At 58.7% G+C, this 23,707-nt stretch carries 24 protein-coding genes; 13 read left to right on the top strand and 11 right to left on the bottom strand.

The features are described from left to right. Nucleotides 1-43: 43 nt before the first annotated feature. The 3 genes from ACI7MX_RS20795 to ACI7MX_RS20805 are packed head-to-tail and all read left to right on the top strand — an operon-like array spanning nucleotide 44 to nucleotide 3,707. Nucleotides 44-568 (top strand): DUF3304 domain-containing protein, encoded by a 525-nt coding sequence (locus ACI7MX_RS20795; protein WP_405591611.1) that lies wholly within the window; start codon nucleotides 44-46, stop codon nucleotides 566-568. After that, nucleotides 553-1,089 (top strand): DUF3304 domain-containing protein, encoded by a 537-nt coding sequence (locus ACI7MX_RS20800; protein ID WP_405591608.1) that lies wholly within the window; start codon nucleotides 553-555, stop codon nucleotides 1,087-1,089. The genes ACI7MX_RS20795 and ACI7MX_RS20800 overlap by 16 nt, the downstream gene beginning before the upstream one ends. Beyond that, nucleotides 1,074-3,707 carry a T6SS phospholipase effector Tle1-like catalytic domain-containing protein gene (locus ACI7MX_RS20805; RefSeq protein WP_405591605.1) on the top strand — a complete coding sequence of 878 codons (2,634 nt, stop codon included), beginning with the start codon at nucleotides 1,074-1,076 and terminating at the stop codon, nucleotides 3,705-3,707. The genes ACI7MX_RS20800 and ACI7MX_RS20805 overlap by 16 nt, the downstream gene beginning before the upstream one ends. 6 nt (nucleotides 3,708-3,713) lie before the next feature. On the opposite strand, the gene ACI7MX_RS20810 is transcribed toward ACI7MX_RS20805, so the two are convergent. Beyond that, nucleotides 3,714-4,436: a TorF family putative porin gene (locus tag ACI7MX_RS20810; protein ID WP_405591602.1), complete on the bottom strand. Its 723-nt coding sequence runs from the start codon at nucleotides 4,434-4,436 to the stop codon at nucleotides 3,714-3,716. 188 nt (nucleotides 4,437-4,624) lie between these two features. Further along, nucleotides 4,625-4,804 carry a hypothetical protein gene (locus ACI7MX_RS20815; protein ID WP_003441690.1) on the bottom strand — a complete coding sequence of 60 codons (180 nt, stop codon included), beginning with the start codon at nucleotides 4,802-4,804 and terminating at the stop codon, nucleotides 4,625-4,627. A 358-nt stretch (nucleotides 4,805-5,162) separates the two neighbouring features. Here ACI7MX_RS20815 and ACI7MX_RS20820 point away from each other — a divergent pair, with 358 nt between their 5' ends. From ACI7MX_RS20820 to ACI7MX_RS20830, 3 genes are read left to right on the top strand one after another with little or no spacing between them, the layout of a single operon-like run. Continuing rightward, on the top strand, nucleotides 5,163-5,999 hold the full coding sequence (locus tag ACI7MX_RS20820) for a S1-like domain-containing RNA-binding protein (RefSeq protein ID WP_314489785.1): 837 nt from the start codon (nucleotides 5,163-5,165) through the stop codon (nucleotides 5,997-5,999). A gap of 21 nt (nucleotides 6,000-6,020) precedes the next feature. Further along, entirely contained in the window at nucleotides 6,021-6,425 is a 405-nt protein-coding gene (locus ACI7MX_RS20825) for a DUF2177 family protein (RefSeq protein WP_314489783.1), read from the top strand. Between the two features lie 47 nt (nucleotides 6,426-6,472). After that, nucleotides 6,473-7,402 (top strand): DMT family transporter, encoded by a 930-nt coding sequence (locus ACI7MX_RS20830; protein WP_405591597.1) that lies wholly within the window; start codon nucleotides 6,473-6,475, stop codon nucleotides 7,400-7,402. Here ACI7MX_RS20830 and ACI7MX_RS20835 read toward each other — a convergent pair. Beyond that, nucleotides 7,350-8,531 (bottom strand): MFS transporter, encoded by a 1,182-nt coding sequence (locus ACI7MX_RS20835; protein WP_405591594.1) that lies wholly within the window; start codon nucleotides 8,529-8,531, stop codon nucleotides 7,350-7,352. The genes ACI7MX_RS20830 and ACI7MX_RS20835 overlap by 53 nt on opposite strands. Nucleotides 8,532-8,634: 103 nt before the next feature. Between ACI7MX_RS20835 and ptrR the strand changes: the two genes are divergently transcribed. Together ptrR and ACI7MX_RS20845 are read left to right on the top strand one after the other, a co-directional pair. Further along, the gene (gene ptrR, locus ACI7MX_RS20840) at nucleotides 8,635-9,531 is read left to right on the top strand and encodes a putrescine utilization regulator PtrR (protein ID WP_405591591.1); all 897 of its coding nucleotides are present in this window, start codon (nucleotides 8,635-8,637) and stop codon (nucleotides 9,529-9,531) included. 127 nt (nucleotides 9,532-9,658) lie between these two features. Then, the gene (locus tag ACI7MX_RS20845) at nucleotides 9,659-9,784 is read left to right on the top strand and encodes a PA1414 family protein (RefSeq protein ID WP_267129116.1); all 126 of its coding nucleotides are present in this window, start codon (nucleotides 9,659-9,661) and stop codon (nucleotides 9,782-9,784) included. A 51-nt stretch (nucleotides 9,785-9,835) separates the two neighbouring features. Here ACI7MX_RS20845 and ACI7MX_RS20850 read toward each other — a convergent pair whose 3' ends face one another. Genes ACI7MX_RS20850 through speB form a run of 4 tightly spaced genes read right to left on the bottom strand, consistent with a single transcriptional unit; the run spans nucleotide 9,836 to nucleotide 14,168 of the window. Beyond that, nucleotides 9,836-11,215, bottom strand: coding sequence for a sodium:solute symporter (locus tag ACI7MX_RS20850; RefSeq protein ID WP_405591587.1), 1,380 nt, complete (start codon nucleotides 11,213-11,215; stop codon nucleotides 9,836-9,838). A 34-nt stretch (nucleotides 11,216-11,249) separates the two neighbouring features. Beyond that, on the bottom strand, nucleotides 11,250-12,761 hold the full coding sequence (locus tag ACI7MX_RS20855; protein WP_405591584.1) for a purine-cytosine permease family protein: 1,512 nt from the start codon (nucleotides 12,759-12,761) through the stop codon (nucleotides 11,250-11,252). A 21-nt stretch (nucleotides 12,762-12,782) separates the two neighbouring features. Beyond that, nucleotides 12,783-13,208 (bottom strand): nuclear transport factor 2 family protein, encoded by a 426-nt coding sequence (locus tag ACI7MX_RS20860; protein WP_314489773.1) that lies wholly within the window; start codon nucleotides 13,206-13,208, stop codon nucleotides 12,783-12,785. A 9-nt stretch (nucleotides 13,209-13,217) separates the two neighbouring features. Further along, a complete protein-coding gene (gene speB / locus ACI7MX_RS20865) occupies nucleotides 13,218-14,168 on the bottom strand; it encodes an agmatinase (RefSeq protein WP_122783858.1) in 951 nt (316 codons plus the stop codon). A gap of 408 nt (nucleotides 14,169-14,576) precedes the next feature. Here speB and ACI7MX_RS20870 point away from each other — a divergent pair, with 408 nt between their 5' ends. Then, complete coding sequence (locus tag ACI7MX_RS20870; RefSeq protein WP_405591579.1) at nucleotides 14,577-15,470, top strand: LysR family transcriptional regulator; 894 nt, start codon at nucleotides 14,577-14,579, stop codon at nucleotides 15,468-15,470. Between the two features lie 17 nt (nucleotides 15,471-15,487). Next, entirely contained in the window at nucleotides 15,488-16,093 is a 606-nt protein-coding gene (locus ACI7MX_RS20875) for a tRNA-uridine aminocarboxypropyltransferase (protein WP_405591576.1), read from the top strand. 132 nt (nucleotides 16,094-16,225) lie between these two features. On the opposite strand, the gene ACI7MX_RS20880 is transcribed toward ACI7MX_RS20875, so the two are convergent. Both ACI7MX_RS20880 and ACI7MX_RS20885 read right to left on the bottom strand, forming a co-directional pair. Further along, nucleotides 16,226-16,624, bottom strand: coding sequence for a YbaN family protein (locus ACI7MX_RS20880; RefSeq protein WP_405591573.1), 399 nt, complete (start codon nucleotides 16,622-16,624; stop codon nucleotides 16,226-16,228). A 4-nt stretch (nucleotides 16,625-16,628) separates the two neighbouring features. After that, nucleotides 16,629-17,216, bottom strand: coding sequence for a YecA family protein (locus ACI7MX_RS20885; RefSeq protein ID WP_122783854.1), 588 nt, complete (start codon nucleotides 17,214-17,216; stop codon nucleotides 16,629-16,631). A 271-nt stretch (nucleotides 17,217-17,487) separates the two neighbouring features. Between ACI7MX_RS20885 and recQ the strand changes: the two genes are divergently transcribed. Together recQ and ACI7MX_RS20895 are read left to right on the top strand one after the other, a co-directional pair. Beyond that, nucleotides 17,488-19,617: a DNA helicase RecQ gene (gene recQ, locus ACI7MX_RS20890; protein WP_122783853.1), complete on the top strand. Its 2,130-nt coding sequence runs from the start codon at nucleotides 17,488-17,490 to the stop codon at nucleotides 19,615-19,617. Nucleotides 19,618-19,733: 116 nt separating this feature from the next. Next, complete coding sequence (locus tag ACI7MX_RS20895; RefSeq protein ID WP_314489761.1) at nucleotides 19,734-20,168, top strand: MarR family transcriptional regulator; 435 nt, start codon at nucleotides 19,734-19,736, stop codon at nucleotides 20,166-20,168. A 53-nt stretch (nucleotides 20,169-20,221) separates the two neighbouring features. Here ACI7MX_RS20895 and ACI7MX_RS20900 read toward each other — a convergent pair whose 3' ends face one another. Then, on the bottom strand, nucleotides 20,222-22,405 hold the full coding sequence (locus ACI7MX_RS20900) for a patatin-like phospholipase family protein (protein ID WP_405591568.1): 2,184 nt from the start codon (nucleotides 22,403-22,405) through the stop codon (nucleotides 20,222-20,224). Between the two features lie 70 nt (nucleotides 22,406-22,475). Here ACI7MX_RS20900 and ACI7MX_RS20905 point away from each other — a divergent pair, with 70 nt between their 5' ends. Further along, nucleotides 22,476-22,763 (top strand): SelT/SelW/SelH family protein, encoded by a 288-nt coding sequence (locus ACI7MX_RS20905; protein ID WP_314489791.1) that lies wholly within the window; start codon nucleotides 22,476-22,478, stop codon nucleotides 22,761-22,763. Here the strand turns inward: ACI7MX_RS20905 and ACI7MX_RS20910 are convergent. Then, the gene (locus ACI7MX_RS20910; RefSeq protein ID WP_405591565.1) at nucleotides 22,757-23,647 is read right to left on the bottom strand and encodes a DMT family transporter; all 891 of its coding nucleotides are present in this window, start codon (nucleotides 23,645-23,647) and stop codon (nucleotides 22,757-22,759) included. The genes ACI7MX_RS20905 and ACI7MX_RS20910 overlap by 7 nt on opposite strands. Between the last annotated feature and the right edge of the window lie 60 nt (nucleotides 23,648-23,707).

A 23,707-nucleotide genomic window follows, 5' to 3' on the forward strand; every position in this document is an offset into this window, starting at 1 on the left:
CCACCAACACCCCCAGGAACATGCTTGATGACGGGCGCTCGTTATGAAGCACTGTCTGCCAGTAGCGCTATTGGTCAGCGGGTTGCTGCAAGGTTGCATTGAGTCGCGGCCGACGATGTTGGGGGCTCCCGTTTCAGGGATTAACCACACTTCGGCCGCCATCAATCAATTCAGCGTCAATGGCGGCGGAGGCCCGAACCTCGGCCCCTACGGCGGTGGCCCAAGTAGCGAGATGTGCTGTGCGATGTTGCCGGTGCAATGGCGCGAAGGGCTGACCGTGGTGGTGGAGTGGGAGAAGGATCCGTCGCCTCATGATTATGCGAATTGGACAGAGCCACTGTTTTCTGATGCCTGGAGTGGACGTATGAAAGGACATCAAAGCAAATACACCCGTCACCGCGCCGTCGTTGAAGTTGCACCCTATAAAGAGCTGGGCGTCGTTGATGTGCATTTTCTGCCCTGCGATCAAGTGGTGGTGTCGGCTGTAGCGCAACTGCCCGGAATGCCGGATTACCCCTATAACTTTCCCCGCCGAATGGAAGTGCCCAGCCCATGCCCGACACCATGATTTGCCGCGTATTTCTGCTGCTGGCGGCCACCCTGATGCTGCACGGTTGTGTCGAGTCGCGGCCAACGATGTTGGGCGCTCCCGTTTCAGGGATTAACCACACTTCGGCCGCCATCAATCATTTCAGCGTCAACGGCGGCGGAGGCCCGAACCTCGGCCCCTATGGAGGGGGGCCGGGTAGCCAGATGTGCTGTGCGATGTTGCCGGTGCAATGGCGTGAAGGGCTGACGGTGGTGGTGGAGTGGGAGAAGGATCCGAATGTGGGGGCTTCGTTGAATTGGCCTAAACCCCGCTACTCCGAAGGCTGGTTTGCCGCAGCGAAAGAGCATCAAAGCAGATACACCCGTCACCGTGCTGTCGTTGAGGTTGCACCCTATAAAGAGTTGGGCGTCGTCGATGTGCATTTTCTGCCCTGCGATCAAGTGGTGGTGTCGGCTGTAGCACAACTGCCCGGAATGCCGGATTACCCCTATAACTTTCCCCGCCGAATGGAAGTGCCCAGCCCATGTCCGACTCCGTGAATACGTTCGATAAACGCCCGCCAGCGGAACCTCTGGCGGTGACCCCGGAATTCCCTGAAAAGGGGTTGTTACCCTCTCATCCTCAGCAGGTGGCCGATAACGGTATCGCGCAGCGCAAAGTGGAGCGTCAGATTGCGATTGAAACCGAGCGGGCTGCCCTGGCTGCACATCGGGGTTATTTTGGTCCGCCGTGTATGGATGTGTTGAACATCACCTTGTGCTTTGACGGCACCAATAATCATGAGCCGTCAGATAAATTGAGCAAGCCACCCACCACCAGTAATGTGGCGCGGCTTTACCATGCGAGCCTCGGCGACCTTGAAGGCGCATTGCAAACCCGAATCGGTCAGTTGGCTTTTTATCGTTACTACATCCCCGGTGTGGGCACCGAGTTCAAGGAAATTCACGAGTTCGGGCCGAGCAGCTCGGGGCTGAGCACGGCTACTGGGGGCGAGAATCGCATTAACTGGGGACTGACCCGATTGCTGGATGCCCTGAAAGTGTCCTGTCGTGAAAAACGGCTTGCACCTGCTGATGCCTACGCACTCATCCAGAAAATGGGCACGTCTGTGGGCATGGATGCCTTGGGGGCTTCACTCGTTAGCGACGGTTATGCCCGGCGCAAGGCTGTCCTTGAAGGCCCAATTCGCGAGTTACAACAAAAGGTCGAGTTACAGAACCGCCTGAAAACCGCCCCGCTGATCAAGGCCATGCGCCTGTATGTGTACGGCTTTTCTCGTGGTGCTGCCGAAGCACGGGCCTTTGCCACTTGGCTGGAGGCGTTGACCAAGGTCGAGGTCGAGGGTGAAACCTGTTATCTGTTTGCAGGATTGCCCATCAGCATTGCCTTTATGGGGCTGTTCGACACAGTGGCGTCGGTGGGTGTGGCGTATCTGGCGCCCTTTGCCAGCGGGCATATGGGCTGGGCTGATGATTCGCTGCGCCTGTCGGATTCGGAGGTGTTTCTGGAGCGCTGCGTGCATCTGGTTTCGGCCCACGAGCAGCGCGCCTGTTTCCCGCTGGATTCGATACGGCGCAAAGCGCGGCCTGACGATCCGCTGTGCCCCTCGACCTATCGCACTGGCACCGTTGAATATCTGTACCCCGGCATGCACTCGGATGTGGGCGGTGGCTATCCGCCGGGAGATCAGGGGAAGTCACTGGAAGGCAGTCAGGACGTTTTGTCGCAAATCGCCTTGCACCATATGTTCAGTGAGGCCTACAAAGTCGGTGCGCCTTTGCAGGCGCCCAGAGATGCGCTTCATGTTGACCAACGGGAGCGGAGTCCTTGGCTGGTGATGGATGAAGAGACCGAGATTGAATATGGCCTTAGCGAATCCCTCATCCAACACTTCAACACCTGGCGCACCACCCTGATCCCCGGCTCGCTGGAAACCGCCATGGCCCATCAGGCCGGGCTGATCACCGGTTGGCGCATCCACCGTTATGCCAGTTACTGGTTCGAGGATTCAGCCGCTTACTCTCACGTCACCGGTAAGTACCCTGGCGAAAGCCCGGACATGACCGTTAAAGAACGCGAGGCATTCAAGGCCTTGCACGCGATGCAACTGGCAGAAGATCAGGCCGCTCGTTCCGGCCAGCCGTTACCCGAATGGTCGGACAGCGAGCGCGAAGCGCGTATGCAGCATGAGCACACCAAGCGGGCCTTCGAGCAGCGCATCGGCGCGTCCACCCCCGTCGCCATCAACACCGCCAAAACCTTTGAACCCTCGCTGGACCACAGCCAGTTGAGGGCCGCCATGAACGAGTTCCGCGTTGACTACGTGGCCGAGTGGCAATTGCCGGAAAACTCGGAGATGTTCACGGTCGGTCGGTTCGTCGATATGGCCGCCGGCGGGCTGGTGTATCTGACCAACGAAGAGGACGAAGCCCAGCAGTACGCCGCTCTGCGCCGGGCGGGCAATCGGGCCTACTCCCGGTTGTTCAATGAGCAAAATCAGCCGCTCAATGATGAGGCCAGGCAACTGCTGAGGCTGTTCGATGAGTATGTGCACGATTCCCGTGCCTGGTTTATGCATTCGTTTCTGGGCGAGCGTGAACCGTTCAGCGACTACTTTCGTTACCGCACGATTTTTTTCGACGATGAGAGCAACAAGGCGCTGTCGTTACTGGCCCGGGCCGGGCAGGTGGTGGGTGTCGCGGTGGCGATCGCCAGTGTGGGCTTGAGCATCAAGCGGCGTGATCCGCGCTATCTGGTCGGGCTCATCATACCTTCGCTGGGGCTTCCGGTATTTCGCGGCAAGGTCGGGGCGCCTGAGTTCAGCGCCATCGATACCCTGACCGGCGTGGCTTTGCCGATGCTTGAAGACACCCAGGGCGTTCGCGCGTTTACCCAGGACACCGGCAGCATCGTGAAGCTGCTCGATTCACTGCCTTTGCCACCCGCGCTCGATGAAACCACTGCGACCACCCCGGCCCTGCAAACCGTGCTAACCGCCGCGCTGGCCGCTGCGGCCGTGCGAAAAGCCGAGGAAGAGGCGGCGTATCAGGCCAGCTTGACCCCCGAAGACAGACGCCGTTTGCTGAAAGCCCAGGAGCTTGAGGAGCGAAAACGCCTCTGGATTGAGCAGGCCAAAGCGGCGGTGAGCAGATTTTGACGCCTACTAGTAAAAGGTGCGCTCGGCCTTGAAGGTCAGCAGTCCGTCACACTGGCTGTTCTGCCCCGAATAGGCAGAACACTCGGCGCCATCGAGGCTTGAGTCGCTGTAAATCAGGTTCAGGTCAATGCCCATCCAGGGGCGCGAGAAGGTCACTGACCAGTCATTGAACGCGCGCACGCTGCCACCTTCGGCGATGGAGACGGGGGTGCCCAGTTGGTGGGTGGTGTATTTCATGCGCACCCCAAAGCCAAATGGCTGGTTGACGCCAAGGTCGGCAAACAGCGTGCTGTCGTGCCGGTCTGGGTCATTGCTGAAGGCCGCACCAAAGCGGGTACCCAGCACGGTAAGCCCGGCAAAAATCTGCTGGCTGTCGAGGGAGGTAACTTTGGGGTAGCTGTAATGAATCAACCCCAGCTCGTAGCTCAGGCTTTGGTCGAAAGGGTGTTTGTAGCCCAGGTAGGAGTCGACTTCGAGGTTGCTGCCGGGTTTGATGCCCATGGTCGGGGCCCATTGCCCCACATACCAGCCGCTTTCGTGGGTCACGTCAAGCCCGCCGTGAAAGGTCGATCCGGGGCTGGTGGGCTTGACCAGACCCTGCGCCATGCTGCGGGTCGGTTGAGTGGCGAGCTTGAGGTCGAAATCACCCAGCTCGCGGGAGAACACTTGCGCATGCACTACCGTGCTGGCCAGCAACGTGCCGGTCAGCAGTAACGTCTTTATGAGCATAGTGACCCCCTTGGCGGCTGGAAGGCTTGATTTAGACGCTTCAGAGCATACGGATGATTGCCGACCGACGAACGCCGTTCGTCAGTTTTTGACTGATCGTAAAGGTTAAGTGCGAAATAAACGGGGTAAAGCGAGAGTCCTAGCGCCTTGAGGGCAAAGCGCGTAAGGACCGGATGACGCGAGGGGTGTTACTTTTTACCGAGCGTGATTTGCTTGGACGGGCCGAAAGTTTGGCCGCTGACACCTTTGTTGATTTGCTGGATTTCGCCGCCGGATTTCAAGAATGCTTCGATTTGAGCATTGATGGAATCACTGGTTTCAACAGCGGGAGCTGGCTTTGCTTTGCTGGCGGATGCTTTTACGCGCATGGCGGCTATTGACCTGTAGAAAATAACTAGGTCGGCGATAGTACCTGAAAAGCTTGACAAATGCTTGTTAAATATCTTTCTGAAATAACTGAGGCGCATGGAGAATATATATAATTTTCTGCCCGATAGTTCTCTAACTCGCTGTTTTAATTCATAACCCCATCACCTTTCAGGCGCTGGGGAGGCAGGCTTTCAACGGTTGCAAGCCCGCTTTTGACTGACGAATGGCAGTTGGGGTGCGACAAAAAGTCCTGATATATCAGGCGTCTCTGCGTTTTTTTGATGGCCGGGTGGCACCACGCGAATGCGCCCACCTAAACTCGGGTAGAATGTCGCCCACGTAATGAGGGTATTGGACATGGCTTTAATCGGTCGCTACAACAGTTTGCAAGTGGTTAAACATACAAACTTTGGTTTGTATCTGGATGGCGGGGCGGACGGCGAAATACTCTTGCCTAACCGATATATCCCTAAAGATATTCCAAGTGAAGATGAAGACTGGCTTAACGTCTTTGTTTATTTGGACAGCGCTGACAAGTTAATTGCCACCACTGAAAAACCTAAAGTTCAGGTCGGTGAATTTGCCAGCTTGAAAGTCGTGGAAGTTAATAGCATCGGTGTGTTCCTTGATTGGGGCCTGCCGAAAGATTTGCTGTTGCCTTACTCCGAAGAAAAACGCCAGATGACCGCCGGCGAATATGTCGTGGTCCACGTCTATCTTGACAAGCACACGCGCCGCATCACCGCGACGGCCCGTCTTGATCGCTACCTGGACAAAACCCCGGCCAACTATCAAGTGGGCCAGGAAGTGGATTTGTTGGTGGCAGAAGCCACGGACATGGGCTTTAAAGCCGTGATCAACAACAAACACTGGGGCTTGATCCACAAGAACGAAATCTTCAAGTTCATGCGGGCGGGCAAGCAAGAGAAAGGTTTCATCAAGGAAATTCGGGCTGACGGCAAAATCAGTCTGAGCTTGCAGCCGGTCGGGCAAGAAGCCTCCAGCAGCTTGAATTCCAAGATCCTCACCCAGTTGCGTGACAACAACGGCGTGTTGCCGGTCAGCGACAAAAGTGCGCCTGAGGTCATCAGCAACCTGTTCGGAGTCAGCAAAGGCAACTTCAAAAAAGCCATTGGTGCACTCTACAAGGAAGGCAAGATTGCGATCCACCCGGACCGCATCGAATTGATCTGAATACCACCCAAGGAGGTCGGCATGAGCAAGGCAGTGTGGGCGTATAGCGGTGCGTTACTGGCTTTTCTGGTGCTCGACGGCCTGTGGTTGGGTGTGCTCATGAGCTCTACCTATAAAGAGCTGCTGGGTTCACTGATGCTGGCCCAGCCCAAGTGGGGGCCAGCCATTGTCTTCTACCTGATGTACGTACTGGGCGCTGTGTACTTTGTGGTACTCCCGGCCCTGAGCCGAGGCAGTGCGCGCAGGGCTGCGCTGGCCGGTGCGTTCTTTGGGTTGGTGGCCTATGGCACTTACGACATGACCAACTGGGCGACGCTGCAAGGCTGGTCGGCCCAGTTGGCTTTGATGGACATGGCGTGGGGCGGTTTATTGACCTGTCTCGCCTCACTCTCGGGTTATTGGGCCGCTCGCAAAATGGCGGCTTGACCCCTCCCGTTTACAACTGAGCTGTTGAGCTTTTTTCAGGTAGTACTATGAGTGTTTCGCGGCGAGCACCGGATGCTTTCGCACTGCAGGTCATGTTGGGACTGTGCCTTATCTGGGGCGTGCAACAAGTCGTTATTAAACTTGCAGCCCCAGACATTGCACCCGTGATGCAAGCCGCCGCGCGTTCTGGCATTGCAGCGCTGCTGGTGGCCGGGCTGATCTGCTGGAAAGGCGGCTGGGACCAGGTGCCCACTACTTGGCGCGGAGGTTTGCTCGCCGGTTCGCTGTTTGGTCTGGAGTTTTTCTTTATCGCTCAAGGCCTGGCGTTGACCAGCGCCGCCCATATGTCGGTGTTCCTCTACACTGCGCCCATCTTTACCGCCCTTGGCGTCAACTGGCTGCTGCCCAGCGAGCGCTTGCGGCCGTTGCAGTGGCTGGGAATTTTTCTCGCGTTTGTAGGCATTGCCTTCTCGTTTGCAGGGGGCGTGTCGTTTGCCGACATGGATCGCAACATGTTGCTGGGCGATGCTTGCGGGATTCTGGCGGGCATGGCTTGGGGCGCAACCACTGTGGTGGTGCGTGGCTCGCGCTTGTCTGAGGCACCGGTCACGCTGACGTTGTTTTACCAATTGATGGTCGGTTTTATCGGGTTGCTGGTGATTGCTGCTATTAGCGGTCAGATCAGCCATGTCAGCCTGACCGGTGTAGCGGTCGCCAGCGTGCTGTTTCAGGGGTTGGTGGTGTCCTTTTTCAGTTATCTGGTGTGGTTCTGGCTGCTCAAGCGCTATATGGCCTCCAACCTCGCGGTGTTCTCGTTCATGACGCCTATGTTCGGCATCACGTTTGGCGTGCTGGTCCTCAAAGAGCCTTTGAGCGCCAACTTTTTAGCGGGCGCGGTATTGGTGTTGTTGGGTATTACCTGTGTCAGCGCTGAGCAGTGGATTCGTCGCAAGGTGCGTGCGTTGCTGGAGCATTGACGCTCTGCACGGCCAGCAGCCCGGCCAGAACCAGCCCGCTGGCAGCAATAATCAGTGCCGGGTGCAGCCCGCCACTGAAATGGCTGCTGAGCGCGGCAAGCAATGGCCCGCACAGTTGACCGACGGCGAAACATGCGGTCAGCAGAGCGGCATTGCGCTGCGTGGCGTGGGGCGCCAAGTCCCGCGAGCTTTGCATCACCAACGGCATGCAGGCTAAAAATGGCGTGCCGCACAGGATGACACCCAGCGCCAGCCCGGCGCTGCTCGGCAGCAGGCAGGCCATCACGCCCAGCGCCTGAACCCACAAAGCGCCCATTAACCACCAGCGTGTGGTGCCCGGATGAGGGCGGCGTAGACTGATCAGTACCACCCCAATCGCTGCACACAAACCAAAGGCGGGCCAAAACAAATCGGCTTGCCACTGGCCGTGAAACTGGGCGCTGGCCATCTGCGACAAAAAGGTGGCGGGGATGATATAGCCCAAGCCATACAGCCCATAGATGGCGCCGAGTCGGCGGATGCCCGGCTGGCGGGCGTCGAGCGGGGCAACCTGAGTCCGATGCGGCAATACAACCGGCTTGGGCAATAAAGGACTAATGCCCAGCACCATGATCAGCGCGGCCGCCGCATAAATCAGCCACAGCGTGGCCGAGCTTTGCCCTAGCAGGTTAGATCCCAGCGCCAGCAGGCCGGTAAGCAATACACCGGCGCCCGGCCCGGCAAACACCAGTGCACCCAGGCGGGGGCGATTGGCACTGACTGCCAGTTGCTGACTCAGTGAGGTGATCATCACCATGACCCAGGCGCTCGCGATACCCGCGCCGAAGCGCAGCAGCAGATGGGGCCAAAACCCGTGCGCCCAGAATGACACCAGCGTCAGCCCGACACACAACCACAAGCCGGTGTGCAAGCGTGCGCGCACTTGATCGGGGCCTTTGGCGCGCATCGCATCCAGTGCGCCGACCAAATACCCCAGGTAGTTGGCGGCTGCAATCAGGCCGGCACCCGTGAGGTCAATCTGGCCTTCGCTGATCAAGTGTGGCAGTTGCGGGGTGAGGGAGAATCGGCCAATGCCCATCGCCATAACAAGTGCGGTAAAGCTGGCGATCAAGCGGGTCAGGGGAGACATGGTGCAGATTCCTGAGTGAAGACAATGACCGTCAGGCTATCGAGTGTTGACTTTCTTTAAAAATGAATAATAGTGAGAGACTTGTTCAGTTTTGGAGAATGCAGTGGAATTCAGCCAATTGCGGATTTTTCAGGCGGTGGCCGAAGAAGGTTCGATCACCCGTGCGGCTGAGCGCTTGCATCGCGTGCCCTCTAATCTGTCGACCCGCCTCAAGCAACTGGAAGAACAGATGGGTGTTGATCTGTTTTTACGAGAGCGCCAGCGCTTGCAGTTGTCGCCCGCGGGTAAGGTACTGCTGGATTACACCGCGCGTCTTTTCGCCCTGCACGATGAGGCCTTGAGTGCCGTTCAAGGGGGGGTGCCGTGCGGCACGTTTACGTTGGGGACGATGTACAGCACGGCGGCTATTCATCTGCCCAGCCTGTTGGCGCACTATCACCGGACATTTCCGGCGGTGAACCTGCAGGTGCAGTCAGCACCCAGTGGCGAATTGCTGACGGGTCTGCTGACCGGGGCACTGGATGCTGCACTGGTCGATGGCCCGCTGGAGTTGGCCGGGCTGGACGGCGTCGAGTTTTGCCAGGAGCAACTGGTCTTGATCAGTGATCTCGACCACCCCCCGATTACCCGTGCTCAGGATGTGCAGGGCAGTGAGGTGTTTGCCTTCCGCCAGGGATGTTCGTATCGGGCACGTCTTGAGGCTTGGTATGCCAGCGATCGGGCGGCGATGGGCCGGGTCATGGAAATCGAGTCTTATCAGGGTATGTTGGCGTGTGTGGTGGCCGGATCAGGGGTCGCGTTGATGCCCGCGTCGATGTTGGCCAGCTTGCCGGGGCGCGAAAATGCGCGTGTACATCCCTTGCAACAACCTTTTGCCAGCGCCACGACCTGGCTGATGTGGCGAAAAGGGCGGGTGGGGGCCAATCTGAACGCTTGGATCGAACTCCAGCAGGCCCGGCCAGACAGCGTTTCGGCGTTGCAACTTGATGTTTCGGCGTAGGTCCTATTTGTAGGAGATTAGCCTAAAGTTCATTGACCTTAAGCAAGCATCTTGTAGGACTTAGGACTATTATCTGTCTGAAGCGATCGCAGAATTAACGTCGCCAGCGTCACCCCAAGGGGGAAATATGAAAGACAAACTGCAAACCTGGCTCCATGACCTCGGCGTTGCCTTGGGTTTGCTCGAGCCGCCCATGCAACCTGTGCCGATCCCGGTCGAAGATCCGCGCCGTCGGCCACAACGTCGTCGCTAAGCGGGCACCCGCTTGCAGGAGCAACACCTGGTTGCTCCTGCAAGCCGAGTCTTAGACAGCGCTTGCCAACGTGGCAGGGCGTCGATCCAACAGGCTGACCACTACAAAACTGACCAAGGCCACATCCAGGCTGTAGTAAATCGGTGTGTTGGCTTCCAGCCCATCCTTGAACATAAACACCAAGGCCGTGATAAAGCCCAGGCCCATGCTGGTAATGGCGCCGGCAGTGGTGGCGCGTTTCCAGAAAATCGCCCCGATCAATGGCACCAGCATGCCGCCGACCAGCAGGTTATAGGCCAGGGTGAGGGCGCTGATCACGTCATTGACCACCAGAGCGATTCCCAGCACGGCAAAGCCGGTCAACAAGGTAAATAGCCGATTGATGGCCAGGCTCGATTGTTTACCGCCACGCAATTTAGGTAGCAGATCTTCGGTCAGCACCGTGGAAGCCGCCAGCAAGCCTGCGCTGGCGGTGGACATCATGGCCGCCAGTGCAGCGGCAATCACCAACCCGCGAATACCGTCCGGCAGCGACACTTTGACGATGGCGGCAAAGGCGTTGTTGACGTTGCCCAGATCCGGAATCAACACGTGAGCGGCCATGCCGATCAAGGCGCAGGTCAGGCCATACACGATGCAATAGAGACCTGCCACAGTACCGGCATACTGGGCCACTTTTGGTGTTTTGGCGGTAAACACGCGCTGCCAGATGTCTTGCCCGATCAAGATGCCGAAAAAGTAAATCATGAAGTACGTGATGATCGTGTCCCAGCCGATGCTGGTAAAGCTGAAGCTGGAAGCGGGCAGTTTGCTCACCAGTTCATCCCAGCCGCCTACTCGGTACAGGCAAATAGGCAGCAGTACAAACATCAGGCCAACGGTCTTGATCACAAACTGCACGATGTCGGTCAAGGTCAGCGACCACATGCCACCAATGGTCGAGTACACAACGACCACGCCGCCGCCCAGCAGTACCGAAACCCAGAAAGGCAGGCCGAACAGCACTTCAAGCACGGTGCCGATGGCCAGAATCGAGGTCACGCCGATCATCAATGCGTAGGCCAGCATGATCACGGCGCTGGCTTGACGGGCCATCGGGTTGTAACGCTTTTCCAGCACTTGGGTCACGGTGAAAATCTTGAGCTTGAGCAGCGGCTTGGCCAGGAACAGGTTGAGCGCGATGATCCCGCAGCCCAGTGCGGCGCAAAGCCAAAAGCCGGAAATCCCGTGTACATAACCCAGGCGCACGGTGCCGACTGTTGAAGCGCCGCCCAGCACGGTGGCGGCCATGGTGCCCATGTACAACGTCGGGCCCAGGTTGCGACCTGCCACCAGATAATCTTCGTGGGTTTTAGCCTTGCGCATGCCGTAGTAACCCAGCACCAGCATTGCCGCAGCGTAGATAAGGACGACCAGTAGATCTAAAGCCATGGGGGCGAGTCTCCAGTTTATTGTTATGAGGGGCTCAGGCGATGCGAGGCATCACGGCAGGTTCCAGGGCAGTGATGCGCTCACGGCGCGGATCATCGGGCGCAAAGACCGCGCCGGGTTCCGGGAACAGACTAAGCAGGGCCAGGTACAGGAGCGACGCCAAACCGAGCGTCACCGGCAGGCTGATGTCGATGCCTTGTGCCAGATTGCCCAGCGGCCCGACGAACTGGCCCGGCAAGTTGACGAAGCACAGACCCACCAGCGCGCTGGGAATCCAGGCGCCCAATCCGCGCCAGTTCCAGCCGTGCTTGAACCAGTAGCGCCCGCCGCGCTCGCCACGGGTGAAGACTTGCAGGTCATCCGGGCAATAGAACCCGCGCCGTGTGATCAGGCCAATGATCATGATCACCATCCACGGCGTGGTGCAGGTAATGATCAAGACAGCAAAGGTCGAGACGCTTTGCACCAAATTCGCGGCGAAACGGCCGATAAAGATGAAGGCAATCGACATCACGCCGATCAATAGCGTCGCCTTTACCCGCGACAACAGACGTGGGAACACGCTGGACAGATCCAGCCCGGTGCCATACAGCGACGTTGTGCCGGTGGACATGCCGCCGATCAGGGCGATCAGGCACACCGGCAGGAAGAACCAGCTCGGCGCCACAGCCAGCAGCCCACCGACGTAGTTGTTGGCGGCGATATAGTCCGGGGCTTTGCTGGCAACGATGGTGGCGGTGGCCAGTCCAAACACAAACGGGATGAGTGTCGCGAGCTGCGCTGCAATCACTGCCAGCATGATGCGGCGCTTGGGTGTGTGGCGGGGGATATAGCGTGACCAGTCGCCGAGGAACGCACCGAAGGAAATCGGATTGCTCATGGCCACCAGTGCAGCCCCGATAAAGGCGGCCCAAAAACCGGTTTGACCGAGGGCGACACTGCCGGCGAAGTGGCTGTCGAATGCCGGGGCAAACGCGACAATCCCCAGTAGAAACAGCAAGCTTGCGGCCCATACGGCAATGCGGTTGACCCACAGCATAAAGCGAAAGCCGTAAATGCAGACCGTCAGCACTAGGATCGCAAATACGCCATAAGCCAGGCCCAGACTGAGGTCTGTTTCAGGTAGGCCGACCATGCGCTTGGCACCGCCGATCAAGGCATCCCCTGAGCTCCACACCGAGAGTGAGAAGAAGGCAATTGCGGTCAGCAGTGACAGGAATGAGCCGACGATGCGCCCGTGCACACCGAAATGCGCCCCTGAAGACACCGCATTACTGGTGCCATTGAGGGGCCCGAACAGCCCCATCGGCGCCAGTATCAGCGAGCCGAGCACCACCCCTAGGACAATGGCCCAGAGTCCGGCTTCAAACGACAGGCCAAACAGCACGGGAAAACTACCCAGTACTGCCGTGGCAAAGGTATTGGCGCCGCCGAAAATCAAGCGAAACAAATCGCCCGGCCCGGCACTGCGCTCGTTATCCGGGATCTGTTCGACCCCGTGGGTTTCTATCTGACGCACATTCTTATGGTTATTTTTATTATTCATGATCAGCTCCGATCACATTGGCTAAGGGGGCGGCAGCCCTTCCGGCATCGCGGATAAATGTTCATGACAGGCCAGCCACAGGCCTTGTTGTTCTTGTGCGCTCGATGCTTGCCTCTTGAAGACAATGGTCTCGCGTTCCTGGCTAAAAAGTTGCTCCCCATGCATGCGCAGCTCGGTGGCCACGTCATGCACAAACACCGCCGTGTCACCGTGCAGGCTGACAAAGGCGTTGCTCGAGGTGCAGCTCAGCACCTCGAAGCCCTCGTCCCGACGCCAGCTGTCCCACATCGCCTGATAGGCGTCGCGGCTGTATAGCGGCTGGGGCAAGGTGTAAAACACAAAGCTGGCATCGGCGCTGAACGCGCCGAAATAGGCTTCGCGGTCGTTGCGCGCAAAGGCACAAACCAGTTGCGCCGCAGCGCTGAGCACCTCATCACGTTCGCTCATCATCGGCCCTTAGCGGTGCGTCACACCGGGGAGCACGCAGAGCATTTCGTAGAGCAAATTGGCCCCCAGCAACGAGGTGTTGCCGGTGGTGTCGTAAGGCGGCGAGACTTCTACCAGATCGCACCCGACCAGGTCGAGGCCCTGGCAGCCGCGAATCACTTCAATCGCCTGGATGGTGGTCAGCCCGCCGATTTCCGGGGTGCCGGTGCCTGGGGCCCACGCTGGGTCAATGCCGTCGATGTCGAAGCTGAGGTACACCGGGCCGTCGCCGACTTTTTCGCGGACTTCGGCCATCAGCGGGGCGAGGGATTTGTGCCAGCACTCTTCTGCCTGCACCACGCGGAAGCCTTGTTTGCGGCTCCAGTTGAAATCTTCAGCGGTATAACCCTGAGCGCGCAGACCGATTTGCACGACACGGTCGCAATCAAGCAGGCCTTCTTCCACCGCGCGGCGGAAGGTGGTGCCGTGAGCGATTTTTTCGCCAAACATGTGGTCGTTGACGTCGGCGTGGGCATCGATGTGCACCAGCCCGACTTTGCCGTGTTTTTTATGGATTGCGCGCAGGATCGGCAGCGTGATGGTGTGGTCGCCGCCCAGCGTCATCGGGATCACATTGTGCTCAAGGATTTCATCGTACGCCTCTTCGATGATGCGCACGGCGTCCAGCAGATTGAAGGTGTTGATGGCTACGTCGCCGATGTCGGCGACCGACAGCGAGTCGAAGGGAGCGGCGCCGGTGGCCATGTTGTAGGGGCGGATCATCACGGATTCGGCGCGGATTTCGCGTGGGCCGAAGCGGGTGCCGGCGCGCAGCGACGTACCGATGTCCAGCGGCACGCCGATAAAAGCAGCGTCCAGCCCGGCGGCGGATTGCAAATGAGGCAAACGCATCATGGTGGCGATGCCGGCGAAGCGTGGCATTTCATTGCCACCCAGTGGTTGATGAAGAATTTTGTCCACGGTAAGGGCCTCGTCGTTTGTTGTGGTTATGGCGGCCGATTCTGCGAAAGGAGCGAGGCGGGAAGAATCGCTGGAGGCAAATACTTAGTTCAGGTTTTTCTAAACTAATGGGCGGGATCTGGGTAGACTTTGCGCCATTGGCCCTCACCCTCACCCTCTCCCGGAGGGAGAGGGGACTGATCGCCTGCGGTTTCAAGAACACCTCAAATCAGCCTCCTCTCCCGGAGGGAGAGGGTACTGATCGCCTGCGGCTTCAAGAACACCTCAAATCAGCCTCCTCTCCCGGAGGGCGAGGGGACTGACCGCATGCGGTTTCAAGAACACCTCAAATCAGCCCCCTCTCCCTCTGGGAGAGGGTTGGGGTGAGGGTAAGCCACGCCGCCGAACTGAAATAAGCCCGGAGCCCATATGGCCAACGCTTTGCCCGACCTGAAACTATTGCGAATATTTACCAGCGTTGTTCGCCATCAGGGCTTTGCCAATGCACAGCAGGCGCTCAACCTGTCCACCTCGGCCATCAGCACCTATATGAGTCAGCTGGAGTCCAGTCTGGGTCTGGTGTTGTGTCACCGTGGTCGGGGTGGCTTCAGCCTGACCAGCAAGGGCGAGTTGTTCCATCAGGAGACCTTGCGCCTGTTGGGCGAGCTGGAGGGCTTTGAACAGTACGCGGCGGCGCTCAAGGGCGAGCTGCGCGGCACGTTGAACCTGGGGGTCATTGACTCAACCGTCAGCGACAAGGCGTTGCCCTTTGCCCAAGCGATTGGTGCCTACAACCAGGAGCACCCGGCCGTTCACTTGCATTTGTCGGTGATGAGCCCCTACGAACTGCAATTGGGTGTGCAGGACAACCGCCTGGACTTGGCGATTGGCGCGTTTTCGTCGCGAATGAGTGGGTTGGTCTATCAACCGCTGTATCGCGAACAACACTGGCTGTATTGCAGTTCCCGGCATCCGCTGTTTTCTGAACGTCGCATCCCTGAGCCGGTGATCACCCAGCAGCGCATGGTCGGTCGGGGTTACTGGAGTCAGGCCGAGCTGGCGCGTCATGGTTTCAAGCACAGCGCCGCCACGGTCGACAGCATGGAAGCACAGCTGATTCTGGTGCTGTCGGGGGCTTATATCGGTTACTTGCCCGAACACTACGCCGAACCCTGGGTAGACAAGGGCGATTTGCGCGTGCTGTTGCCTGCGACCTTTGGCTATCAGGCGCCTTTTTCAATGATCGTGCGCCGAGGCCGTAGCCGTGAGCCGCTGATCCAGACGTTCCGCGACCTTTTGAAAGCGCAACTCAACCCACTTTGATCGAGAGTTTTACTCCCATGTCCCGAGCTCAATGCTCTCGTTGCATGCGCCCGCAAACGCACTGCTTGTGCGCCTTGATCCCGCAACTGGATAGCCGCACACGGGTGTTGCTGTTGCAGCACCCCAGTGAAGTCAGTCATGCGCTGAACACGGCGCGACTGGCCGCATTGGGATTAACCCATGCGCAATTGCTAGTTGGCGAGGTGTTCGATGATCTTGATGCGTTGATTCACCTGCCGGGGTATCAGGCGCGATTGCTGTTTCCGGGTGAAGACGCGCAGGTGCTCACTGCCCATGCGTCAACGGATGCAAGCCTGCCGCTGTTGTTGGTGGTGCCCGATGGTACTTGGCGTAAAGTGCGCAAACTGCTGCACCTCAACCCCTTGCTGGCGCAATTGCCTCGCGTCACGTTGCCGCAAGGCGCGGTGTCGCGTTATCGGCTGCGCAAGGCGCCGGGGCCGGGCGCGCTGTCGACGCTGGAAGCGATTGTGCAAGCGTTGGAAATCCTTGAAGCACCGACGTCGTTTGCACCGCTGCTGCGCCCGTTTGAAGCGTTGATCGAGGGCCAGATTGAGGCCATGGGCGCTGATACTTATGAGCGCAATCATGGTGATAAACCCTGAGCGCCTCGATTTTTTCGTAGCAGCTGTCGAGCTCTGCGAGGCTGCGTCCGAGGACGAAGTCCTCGTCATGCGGCTGCTTCGCACCCGAACGCGGCCTCGTTTCACTCGTCCGCTGCTACGAATGGGGGAGGGTCAGGGTTTTTCGAGGGTTTTCTGGCGCAGGATGTAGATCGTGACACACACGGCACTGGTTAGCATGAAGCCTCGCGCCCATAGCAGGGGCACCAGGTAGCAAGACAGTCCGATACTCAGCCACATGAGGCCAATGGCATAGACCTTGCCCTTGAGGGGGATGCCATTGCCTTCGAGGTAGTCGCGGATCCAGGGGCCCAGACGCGGGTGGTTGACCAGCCACTGATAAAAGCGCGGCGAACTGCGCGCAAAACAGGCGGCGGCCAGTAACAGAAAGGGGGTGGTGGGTAAAACTGGAAGGAAGATGCCAATCACCCCCAACGCTACGCTCAGCCAGCCAATCGCAAACAGAACATAACGCAGCAACCGCGAACGGTTGCTGAATGAGGGCGGTGTCACAGAATCAGTGGTGACGTGGCTTGAGGATCGCCGGCTTCTCGTCAGGTGCCTGGCACAGCAGGAACAGGGCGGTCAGCGCTTCAGGGATTTGCACGATCATGTCGTCCATCAGGTTGGCGTCCTGAGCGATGTCGGCGAACTCAGGTTGGTCGTCGAACAGGCCCGAACCCACCATGATTGGCAGCAGCATTTCGCTGACTTCTTCTTCAGCGGTTTCAAACCAGGCGGCTTCGCGCATGAATACGCCTTCCATAAAGCCGATGCACCAGCCGCGCAGGTCGGAGTCATCCGGCTCGTCGCCCAGGTCCAGGTCACACGGCAGTTCGAACTCTTCGTCCGCTGCCAATTGGCGGGCAATGTGCGCCTTGAGTTGAATCAGGGTCGCTTCGATCTCTTCGCGCTGGGCGTCGTCTTTGTAGTGCGGGGTTTCGGAGAAGATGGCATCAATCCACTCACGTTCCGGCACTTCTTCAGAACAGATTGACAAGGCAGTCAGGAAGCCGTGAGTGGCCACGTAGTCCAGCGCCTCGTCATGCAGCTCGTCGGCGTCGAGGAAGACTTGCAGGCGGGTTAGTTGCTCAGCGAAGGACATTAAAGGACTACCTAGTAAATAAACAATGCCGAATTCTAGGCTTTCTTGAGCGTTCAAGCCAGTCACAGCGCACATTTGCTGTGACTTCCCGGCGATCGGCAGGGCAATTACAGCGCCCTGCACGCCGGAGCGCTCGGGTATACTGCCGCGTTTTGTGATGCCCTGCGACCATTCCGGCATATCCCGCGTCTCGTGCCCGAGCTTTTAACAGGGCTTGCGGCCGGCCGGTACGCCTGTTTGCAGGGGTGTTTCGGCGATTTCTGGAGTTTCTATGCTCGAACAGGCTCAACGCGTACTCAAAGACATCTTCGGCTACGACAGTTTCCGTGGCCGTCAGGGTGACATCATTGAGCGCGTGGCCAACGGTGGCGACGCCTTGGTGTTAATGCCCACCGGCGGCGGTAAATCCTTGTGCTTCCAGGTGCCGGCGCTGTTGCGCGACGGCCTGGCCGTCGTGGTATCGCCGCTGATTGCCTTGATGGACGATCAAGTGGCCACGCTGGAAGAGTTGGGGGTGGCTGCGGCCGCGTTGAATTCGACGCTGAGCGCCGAGCAGCAGCGTGACCTGGCCAGCCGGATCAAGCGCGGTGAAGTCAAAATGCTCTATCTGGCCCCCGAGCGTCTGGTGCAGCCGCGCATGATGGCGTTCTTGCAGAGCCTGGACATTGCCTTGTTCGCCATCGACGAAGCGCACTGCGTGTCTCAGTGGGGGCATGACTTCCGCCCTGAGTATTTGCAGCTGGGTCAGTTGGCCGAGGTGTTCCCCACGGTTCCGCGCATTGCCCTGACCGCAACCGCCGACAAGCGCACCCGCGAAGAAATCGTCACCCGGCTGCATTTGCAAAACGCCGAGCGCTTTTTGTCGAGCTTTGACCGGCCCAATATTTTTTACCGCATCGTGCCTAAAGAGCAGCCGCGCAAGCAGTTGCTGGCATTTCTGTCGGAGCGGCGCAGCGATGCGGGCATTGTTTACTGCCTGTCGCGTAAAAAAGTCGACGAAGTGGCGCAATTCCTCTGCGCTCAGGGCTTCCCGGCGTTGCCTTATCACGCAGGCCTGCCCAGCGAAACCCGTGCGGCCAACCAGAAGCGCTTCCTCAATGAGGAAGGCCTGATCATGGTGGCCACCATTGCGTTCGGTATGGGCATCGACAAATCCAACGTGCGCTTTGTTGCGCATCTGGACTTGCCAAAGTCCCTTGAAGCTTATTATCAGGAAACCGGCCGGGCAGGGCGTGATGGCTTGCCCGCCGATGCGTGGATGGCCTACGGCCTGCAAGACGTGGTGATGCTCAAGCAAATGCTGCAAAACTCCGAAGGCGACGAGCGACACAAGCGCCTGGAGCACCACAAGCTCGATGCCATGCTGGCGTTGTGCGAAGAGACCCGCTGTCGCCGTCAGACCTTGCTCGCCTATTTCGATGAAGAAATGCCGCAACCTTGCGGTCATTGCGACAACTGTGTCGATGGCGTGCAAACCTGGGACGCCACGGAGCCGGCGCGTCAGGCCTTGTCAGCGGTTTACCGCACGGGCCAGCGCTATGGCACCGGCCACCTGATCGACGTGTTATTGGGCCGCGAAAACGAAAAAATCCGCAGCATGGGCCACGAGCGTTTGGCTGTTTTCGGTGTCGGCAAAGCCCGCGCTGAAGGCGAATGGCGCACCTTGTTCCGCCAATTGGTGGCCCGCGGTCTGGCTGATATCGACATCGAGGGTTACGGCGGTTTGCGCCTGAGCGACAGCTGCCGGCCGTTGCTGCGTGGCGAAGTAAGCCTCGAGCTGCGCCGCGAGCTTAAACCGCAAACGTCGGTTAAAAGCACCTCCGCCAGCCCGGCCAGCCAGCTGGTGCGTGGTGAAGAGCGCGAACAATGGGAAGCCCTGCGCGCCTTGCGCCGCAAGCTGGCCGAAGAGCACGGCGTGCCGCCATACGTCATCTTCCCCGACTCGACCTTGCTCGAAATGTTGCGCAGCCAACCCGGCACGCTGTCCCAAATGGCCACCGTCAGCGGCGTGGGCGCGCGCAAACTGGAACGATACGGCGAGGCGTTCCTCGAAGTGCTGGCCGGTCAGGCCGAAACACCGAAAGTCGTGGCCGATATCCGTCACGAATTGATCAGCTTGGCCCGCGCCGGCATGACGCCCCTACAAATTTCCGGGCAGTTGCAGTGCTCGGAAAAGAACGTTTACACCATGTTGGCTGAGGCCATCGGGCGCCAGGAACTGTCGTTGGAACAGGCGCTGGACTTGCCGGAAGAGTTGATGGCTGAAGTGCAAGATGCCTTCCTGGACGGTGAAGGCGAGCTGCCTAGCGTTGCCAGCATTGCAGAGCAATTCAAGGGGCGAGTACCGGAAGGGGTGCTGTATTGCGTGCGTGCGGCCCTGCAAGCTGAGTTTGAGATGTAATGCTTATGTGATTTGTAACGAATCATTGACTTGCGGGTCTTGCCTATGAACCAACTCCATGCTTAGCTGGCTAATAATTAGTTTCACTCTTTTTTAGTCTAATCATTGAGTTTTTTATGCCTTTAACCGATCAACACCGCTTTGGCATGCAGCTGGCCCAAATGTCCCGTGGCTGGCGTGCCGAACTCGATCGTCGTCTAGCCGGTCTGGGCTTATCGCAGGCTCGCTGGTTAGTGCTGTTGCACCTTGCGCGATTCGAAGAAGCCCCGACTCAGCGCGAATTGGCACAAAGTGTCGGGGTTGAAGGCCCGACGCTCGCCCGCCTGCTCGACAGCCTTGAGGCTCAGGGTCTGGTTCAGCGTCATGCCGTGGCTGAAGACCGACGCGCTAAAAAGATCGTTCTGAGTGATTCTGCCCGGCCTTTGATCGCCCAGATCGAAGCCATTGCTTCAGCGTTGCGTGAGGAGCTGTTCGTCGGCGTTGACGAAGAAGAGCAACGCATCTGCCAGCGGGTTCACAAGCGCATTCTGGAAAACCTCGAGAAGCAGTGATCTCTGCTGCAAGCCAGTGCCGCTCTGACAAGAGCGGCGCACATCAGGCCGTATTAAAACGTCTGACCCAAATTCAGATACAGCGCTTTTTGATCGTCATCGTTAAACCCGTAGCTAAAATTGAGCGGGCCCAGCGGTGTGTCGAAACCGATAAAAATGCTCGCCGCATTGATATAGCCGCTGTCGAAGTCGTTATCGTTGTTCCAAGCACGTCCGCGTTCCAGTGAGGCCCCGGCATACAACGGGAAATCAAACGGCAGGTATGAGCGCGGTGACAAGCGACGGTAGTACACGGCCCTCATCAAGCTGATGTTTTGTCCGGAGATGGCGTCCTGTCTGAACCCCGAAAGCTGCCGTGCGCCACCCAGCAGGAAGCTGGAGGTCACGACCTCGGCCTTGTCCAGCGTGCGCCCATAACGCCCGCCCAGAATCCAGGTGTCAGGGCCGTAGCTCAAGGCTTTGTCCAGATGAAACTCCCATTGTCGATAACGATCATCAGAACCCAGCGCCGGGTCGAATTGCCGCACACTCAGGCCGATGTCATAGCCCGAGTGAGGGAAATAGACGTTATCGAGCGAATCGAATGAGTATTTGATGTCATAAAACCCTTCGTTGAAGCTGGTGCTCGGCAAGTCATGATCGCCAATTCGTACGTCTGCCTTGCCCCATGCCTCACCAATGCCCACTCGGATCTCACCGCTATTGCCGATCTGGCGTCCCAGATTCAACCCGAACCCGTAACGCTCCAGCCGGTATTCCGCGATGGGGTCGTTGTCGAGGATGGATTCGACGTTCTGTGATTGTGCATTGATGTACGGCGCCACAAAGTAGCGCGAGCCCACATCCAGGGGTTGATAGAACTCGCTGTACAGTTCTTGCTTGTCGCCGATCTGCACCCGCGTCAGCCACTCTGCGCCCAGCCGGTTGATACCGTTGACCCGGTAACTGGCGCCCAGGTTAAAGGCACTGTCGCCGCGCATGTCGTCCGACAGGTTGAGCCCAAGGCGCAGGAAGTCGGTGCCGCTGCGTTTGGCCCGGGCGCTGATCACCAGGGTGCGCTCCTTACCCTTGTGCACGACGCGGTACTGCACCTGATCAAAGTAGTCGAGCCCGTACAGAGTGCCCATGTCACGTTGCAAACGCCCCAGATCAAGCGGTTCGCCCACAGGTTGGCGAATGTAATAGCGAATGACCGCGTCGTCAATTTTCGAGTCATTCTCAATCTTGACCTGGGTAATCACCGGGGTGCGTTCTTCCGCTGTGCGGGCTATGTCGAGTTGCACGTCAGCCGGGTGGCGCAACTCAGCCAGGCGCGGTGCCAACGCCTGTGTCGCGCGATAACCGGCGCTGATGATGTCTTGCGAACGGCCAAAGTCAGTGGCGCCAATGCTGCTCAGCGCAGGCTGGATCAAAATGTCGTCAGGCGTCAGCGAGGCCAGTTGCACCTCCGAGTTGCTGCGGGTCATCAGGGTGGTGGACTGGTTGAGGATGTCGAATACCGTGGTGAGTTGCTTGCGCGGGCGCAGCGGGGTACCGATATCGACCACAATCACTCTGTCCACGCCCATTTCGCGGGCCACGTCCACCGGGATGTTGTCGACCATGCCGCCGTCAACCAGCAATTGGCCGTTGATTTCCACCGGCGCAAACACGGCCGGGATCGACATGCTGGCCCGTATGACTTGGGGCAAGTGACCTTTGCGAAACACCACTTTGTCGCCGTTGACGATGTCGGTTGCCACGGCACGAAAGGGAATGGGCAGTTTGTCGAAGTCGCGTATGTCACTGCTGTGGGCCAACAAGCTTTCAAGCAACAGTGACAGGTTTTGCCCTTGAATGACCCCTAATGGCAAGCCGAGGCTGCCATCGTCGCGGAAACTCAGTTTTTGCCTGACCAGAAAGTCGCGGTCATCCTGCTTGCGTCGGAAAGGTATGTCTTCGCGAGGCGGATCGTCTGACAGCGCTTCTTGCCAGTCGATGTCCAGTGCGAGCTTTTCCAGTTCGTCGATCTTGTAACCCGAGGCATACAGACCGCCGATCACCGCGCCCATGCTGGTGCCCGCAATGGCGTCGACACGAATGCCTTGCTCTTCAAGGGCCTTGAGCACGCCGACGTGGGCGAGGCCACGGGCTGCGCCTCCGGAGAGTACCAAGCCGATTTTCGGCTGTGGCTTTTCGACGGCAAACAGTGCCAAAGGGCATAAACACAGAAGCAGACAACTCAACAGGCGGCGCATCATGAATCTCTGGGCAAGCGACAAAGGCGGCTATTATAGCGGCGCCTTTCTTTCAGGAACCTGTGAAATGATGCCCGTCAGCAAACCCGAAATCGTGATTACCTATTGCACCCAGTGCCAATGGCTGCTGCGTGCGGCTTGGCTGGCGCAGGAACTGCTCAGCACTTTCGGCGAAGATTTGCGCCGGGTCGCGTTGGAGCCCGCAACTGGCGGGGCTTTTCGCATTACCTGTGACGGTGTGCAAATCTGGGAGCGAAAGACCGATGGCGGCTTCCCGGAAGCCAAGGTGCTCAAGCAGCGGGTGCGCGACCAGATAGACCCGCAGCGTGATCTTGGGCACAACGACCGGGTTCAGTGAGCGCCAGCGTTCAGCACCGGTTTGACTGGCGCGCTGCTGCCCATGCGGCTCGACACCACAATGGCCGCAATGATCAGCGCGCCGCCCAGCAGCATGCGCACGGTCGGGGTTTCGTGGAACAACAACCAGGCTAATGTGATGCCGTACACCGGCTCCATGGCAAACACGACAGCGGCGGTGCGGGCCTTGATCACCGCCAGGCTGGCGACGAACAGGCTATGGGCCACGCCCGTGCAAAAAATGCCGAGCAAGGCGATCCATACCCAGTCCAGCGGACGCACCTCAGTCAGGCCTGGAGCCGCGAAGGGCAGTAAACAGAGCGCCACCACGGCGTTTTGCCACAGGGCTGCCTGCACCGCTGGCAACCGCCCTGAGTGGGCGCGGTTGTTCAGCGACAGCAGCGAAAACAATAAGCCTGAAGCCACGGCCCACAACAGGCCTTCAGTGGCCTGGCTGGCGAGGTCAAAGGTCGGGGTGACGAGAATCAGCCCGGCGCTGACCGCCAGCACCAGCAGGATTTCGTTGACGCGGATGCGTTCGCGAAAAATCAGTCCTTCAAGAATGACGGTGAACGCTGGAAAACTGGCAAATCCCAAGGTGGCAATGGCTACCCCGGCCACTTTGACCGATACAAAAAAGCTCACCCAGTGCCCGGCCAGCAGCAGCCCGCTGATCAGCAAGCCACGTGCATCACGCAGTGAGGGCTTTTGCCAGCGCGTCTGTTTGGCCAGTGCGCCAAAGCACGCCAGCGCCAGTACCGCGAACCCGGCGCGGCCAAACACAATAATCGAGGCTGAGGCGGCGGCCAGTTTGCCGAATACCCCGGTGAGGCCAAACATCAACGCGCCTATATGCAGGGCGCCCAGTGCGGTACGCGGAGTCATTGCAATCCTTAAGTCGTCACAGGCAAGGCAGGCAGTCTAAAGCGCGGGGAGGGCGGCTGT

This window comes from Pseudomonas sp. 2024-210 (genome assembly GCF_045062345.1).
GTDB lineage: Bacteria > Pseudomonadota > Gammaproteobacteria > Pseudomonadales > Pseudomonadaceae > Aquipseudomonas.

Bases quoted from the DNA above. Each gene is read 5' to 3' on its own strand.
- ACI7MX_RS20905 (WP_314489791.1), top strand. From the start codon at position 22,476: ATGCCCGTCAGCAAACCCGAAATCGTGATTACCTATTGCACCCAGTGC.
- ACI7MX_RS20860 (WP_314489773.1), bottom strand. From the start codon at position 13,208: ATGAGCGAACGTGATGAGGTGCTCAGCGCTGCGGCGCAACTGGTTTGT.
- ACI7MX_RS20815 (WP_003441690.1), bottom strand. From the start codon at position 4,804: ATGCGCGTAAAAGCATCCGCCAGCAAAGCAAAGCCAGCTCCCGCTGTT.
- ACI7MX_RS20850 (WP_405591587.1), bottom strand. From the start codon at position 11,215: ATGGCTTTAGATCTACTGGTCGTCCTTATCTACGCTGCGGCAATGCTG.
- ACI7MX_RS20870 (WP_405591579.1), top strand. From the start codon at position 14,577: ATGGCCAACGCTTTGCCCGACCTGAAACTATTGCGAATATTTACCAGC.
- ACI7MX_RS20910 (WP_405591565.1), bottom strand. From the start codon at position 23,647: ATGACTCCGCGTACCGCACTGGGCGCCCTGCATATAGGCGCGTTGATG.
- ACI7MX_RS20830 (WP_405591597.1), top strand. From the start codon at position 6,473: ATGAGTGTTTCGCGGCGAGCACCGGATGCTTTCGCACTGCAGGTCATG.
- recQ (WP_122783853.1), top strand. From the start codon at position 17,488: ATGCTCGAACAGGCTCAACGCGTACTCAAAGACATCTTCGGCTACGAC.
- ACI7MX_RS20810 (WP_405591602.1), bottom strand. From the start codon at position 4,436: ATGCTCATAAAGACGTTACTGCTGACCGGCACGTTGCTGGCCAGCACG.
- ACI7MX_RS20895 (WP_314489761.1), top strand. From the start codon at position 19,734: ATGCCTTTAACCGATCAACACCGCTTTGGCATGCAGCTGGCCCAAATG.
- ACI7MX_RS20825 (WP_314489783.1), top strand. From the start codon at position 6,021: ATGAGCAAGGCAGTGTGGGCGTATAGCGGTGCGTTACTGGCTTTTCTG.
- ACI7MX_RS20845 (WP_267129116.1), top strand. From the start codon at position 9,659: ATGAAAGACAAACTGCAAACCTGGCTCCATGACCTCGGCGTTGCCTTG.
- ACI7MX_RS20855 (WP_405591584.1), bottom strand. From the start codon at position 12,761: ATGAATAATAAAAATAACCATAAGAATGTGCGTCAGATAGAAACCCAC.
- ACI7MX_RS20795 (WP_405591611.1), top strand. From the start codon at position 44: ATGAAGCACTGTCTGCCAGTAGCGCTATTGGTCAGCGGGTTGCTGCAA.
- ACI7MX_RS20900 (WP_405591568.1), bottom strand. From the start codon at position 22,405: ATGCGCCGCCTGTTGAGTTGTCTGCTTCTGTGTTTATGCCCTTTGGCA.
- ACI7MX_RS20800 (WP_405591608.1), top strand. From the start codon at position 553: ATGCCCGACACCATGATTTGCCGCGTATTTCTGCTGCTGGCGGCCACC.
- ACI7MX_RS20875 (WP_405591576.1), top strand. From the start codon at position 15,488: ATGTCCCGAGCTCAATGCTCTCGTTGCATGCGCCCGCAAACGCACTGC.
- ACI7MX_RS20820 (WP_314489785.1), top strand. From the start codon at position 5,163: ATGGCTTTAATCGGTCGCTACAACAGTTTGCAAGTGGTTAAACATACA.
- ACI7MX_RS20805 (WP_405591605.1), top strand. From the start codon at position 1,074: ATGTCCGACTCCGTGAATACGTTCGATAAACGCCCGCCAGCGGAACCT.
- ACI7MX_RS20835 (WP_405591594.1), bottom strand. From the start codon at position 8,531: ATGTCTCCCCTGACCCGCTTGATCGCCAGCTTTACCGCACTTGTTATG.
- ACI7MX_RS20885 (WP_122783854.1), bottom strand. From the start codon at position 17,216: ATGTCCTTCGCTGAGCAACTAACCCGCCTGCAAGTCTTCCTCGACGCC.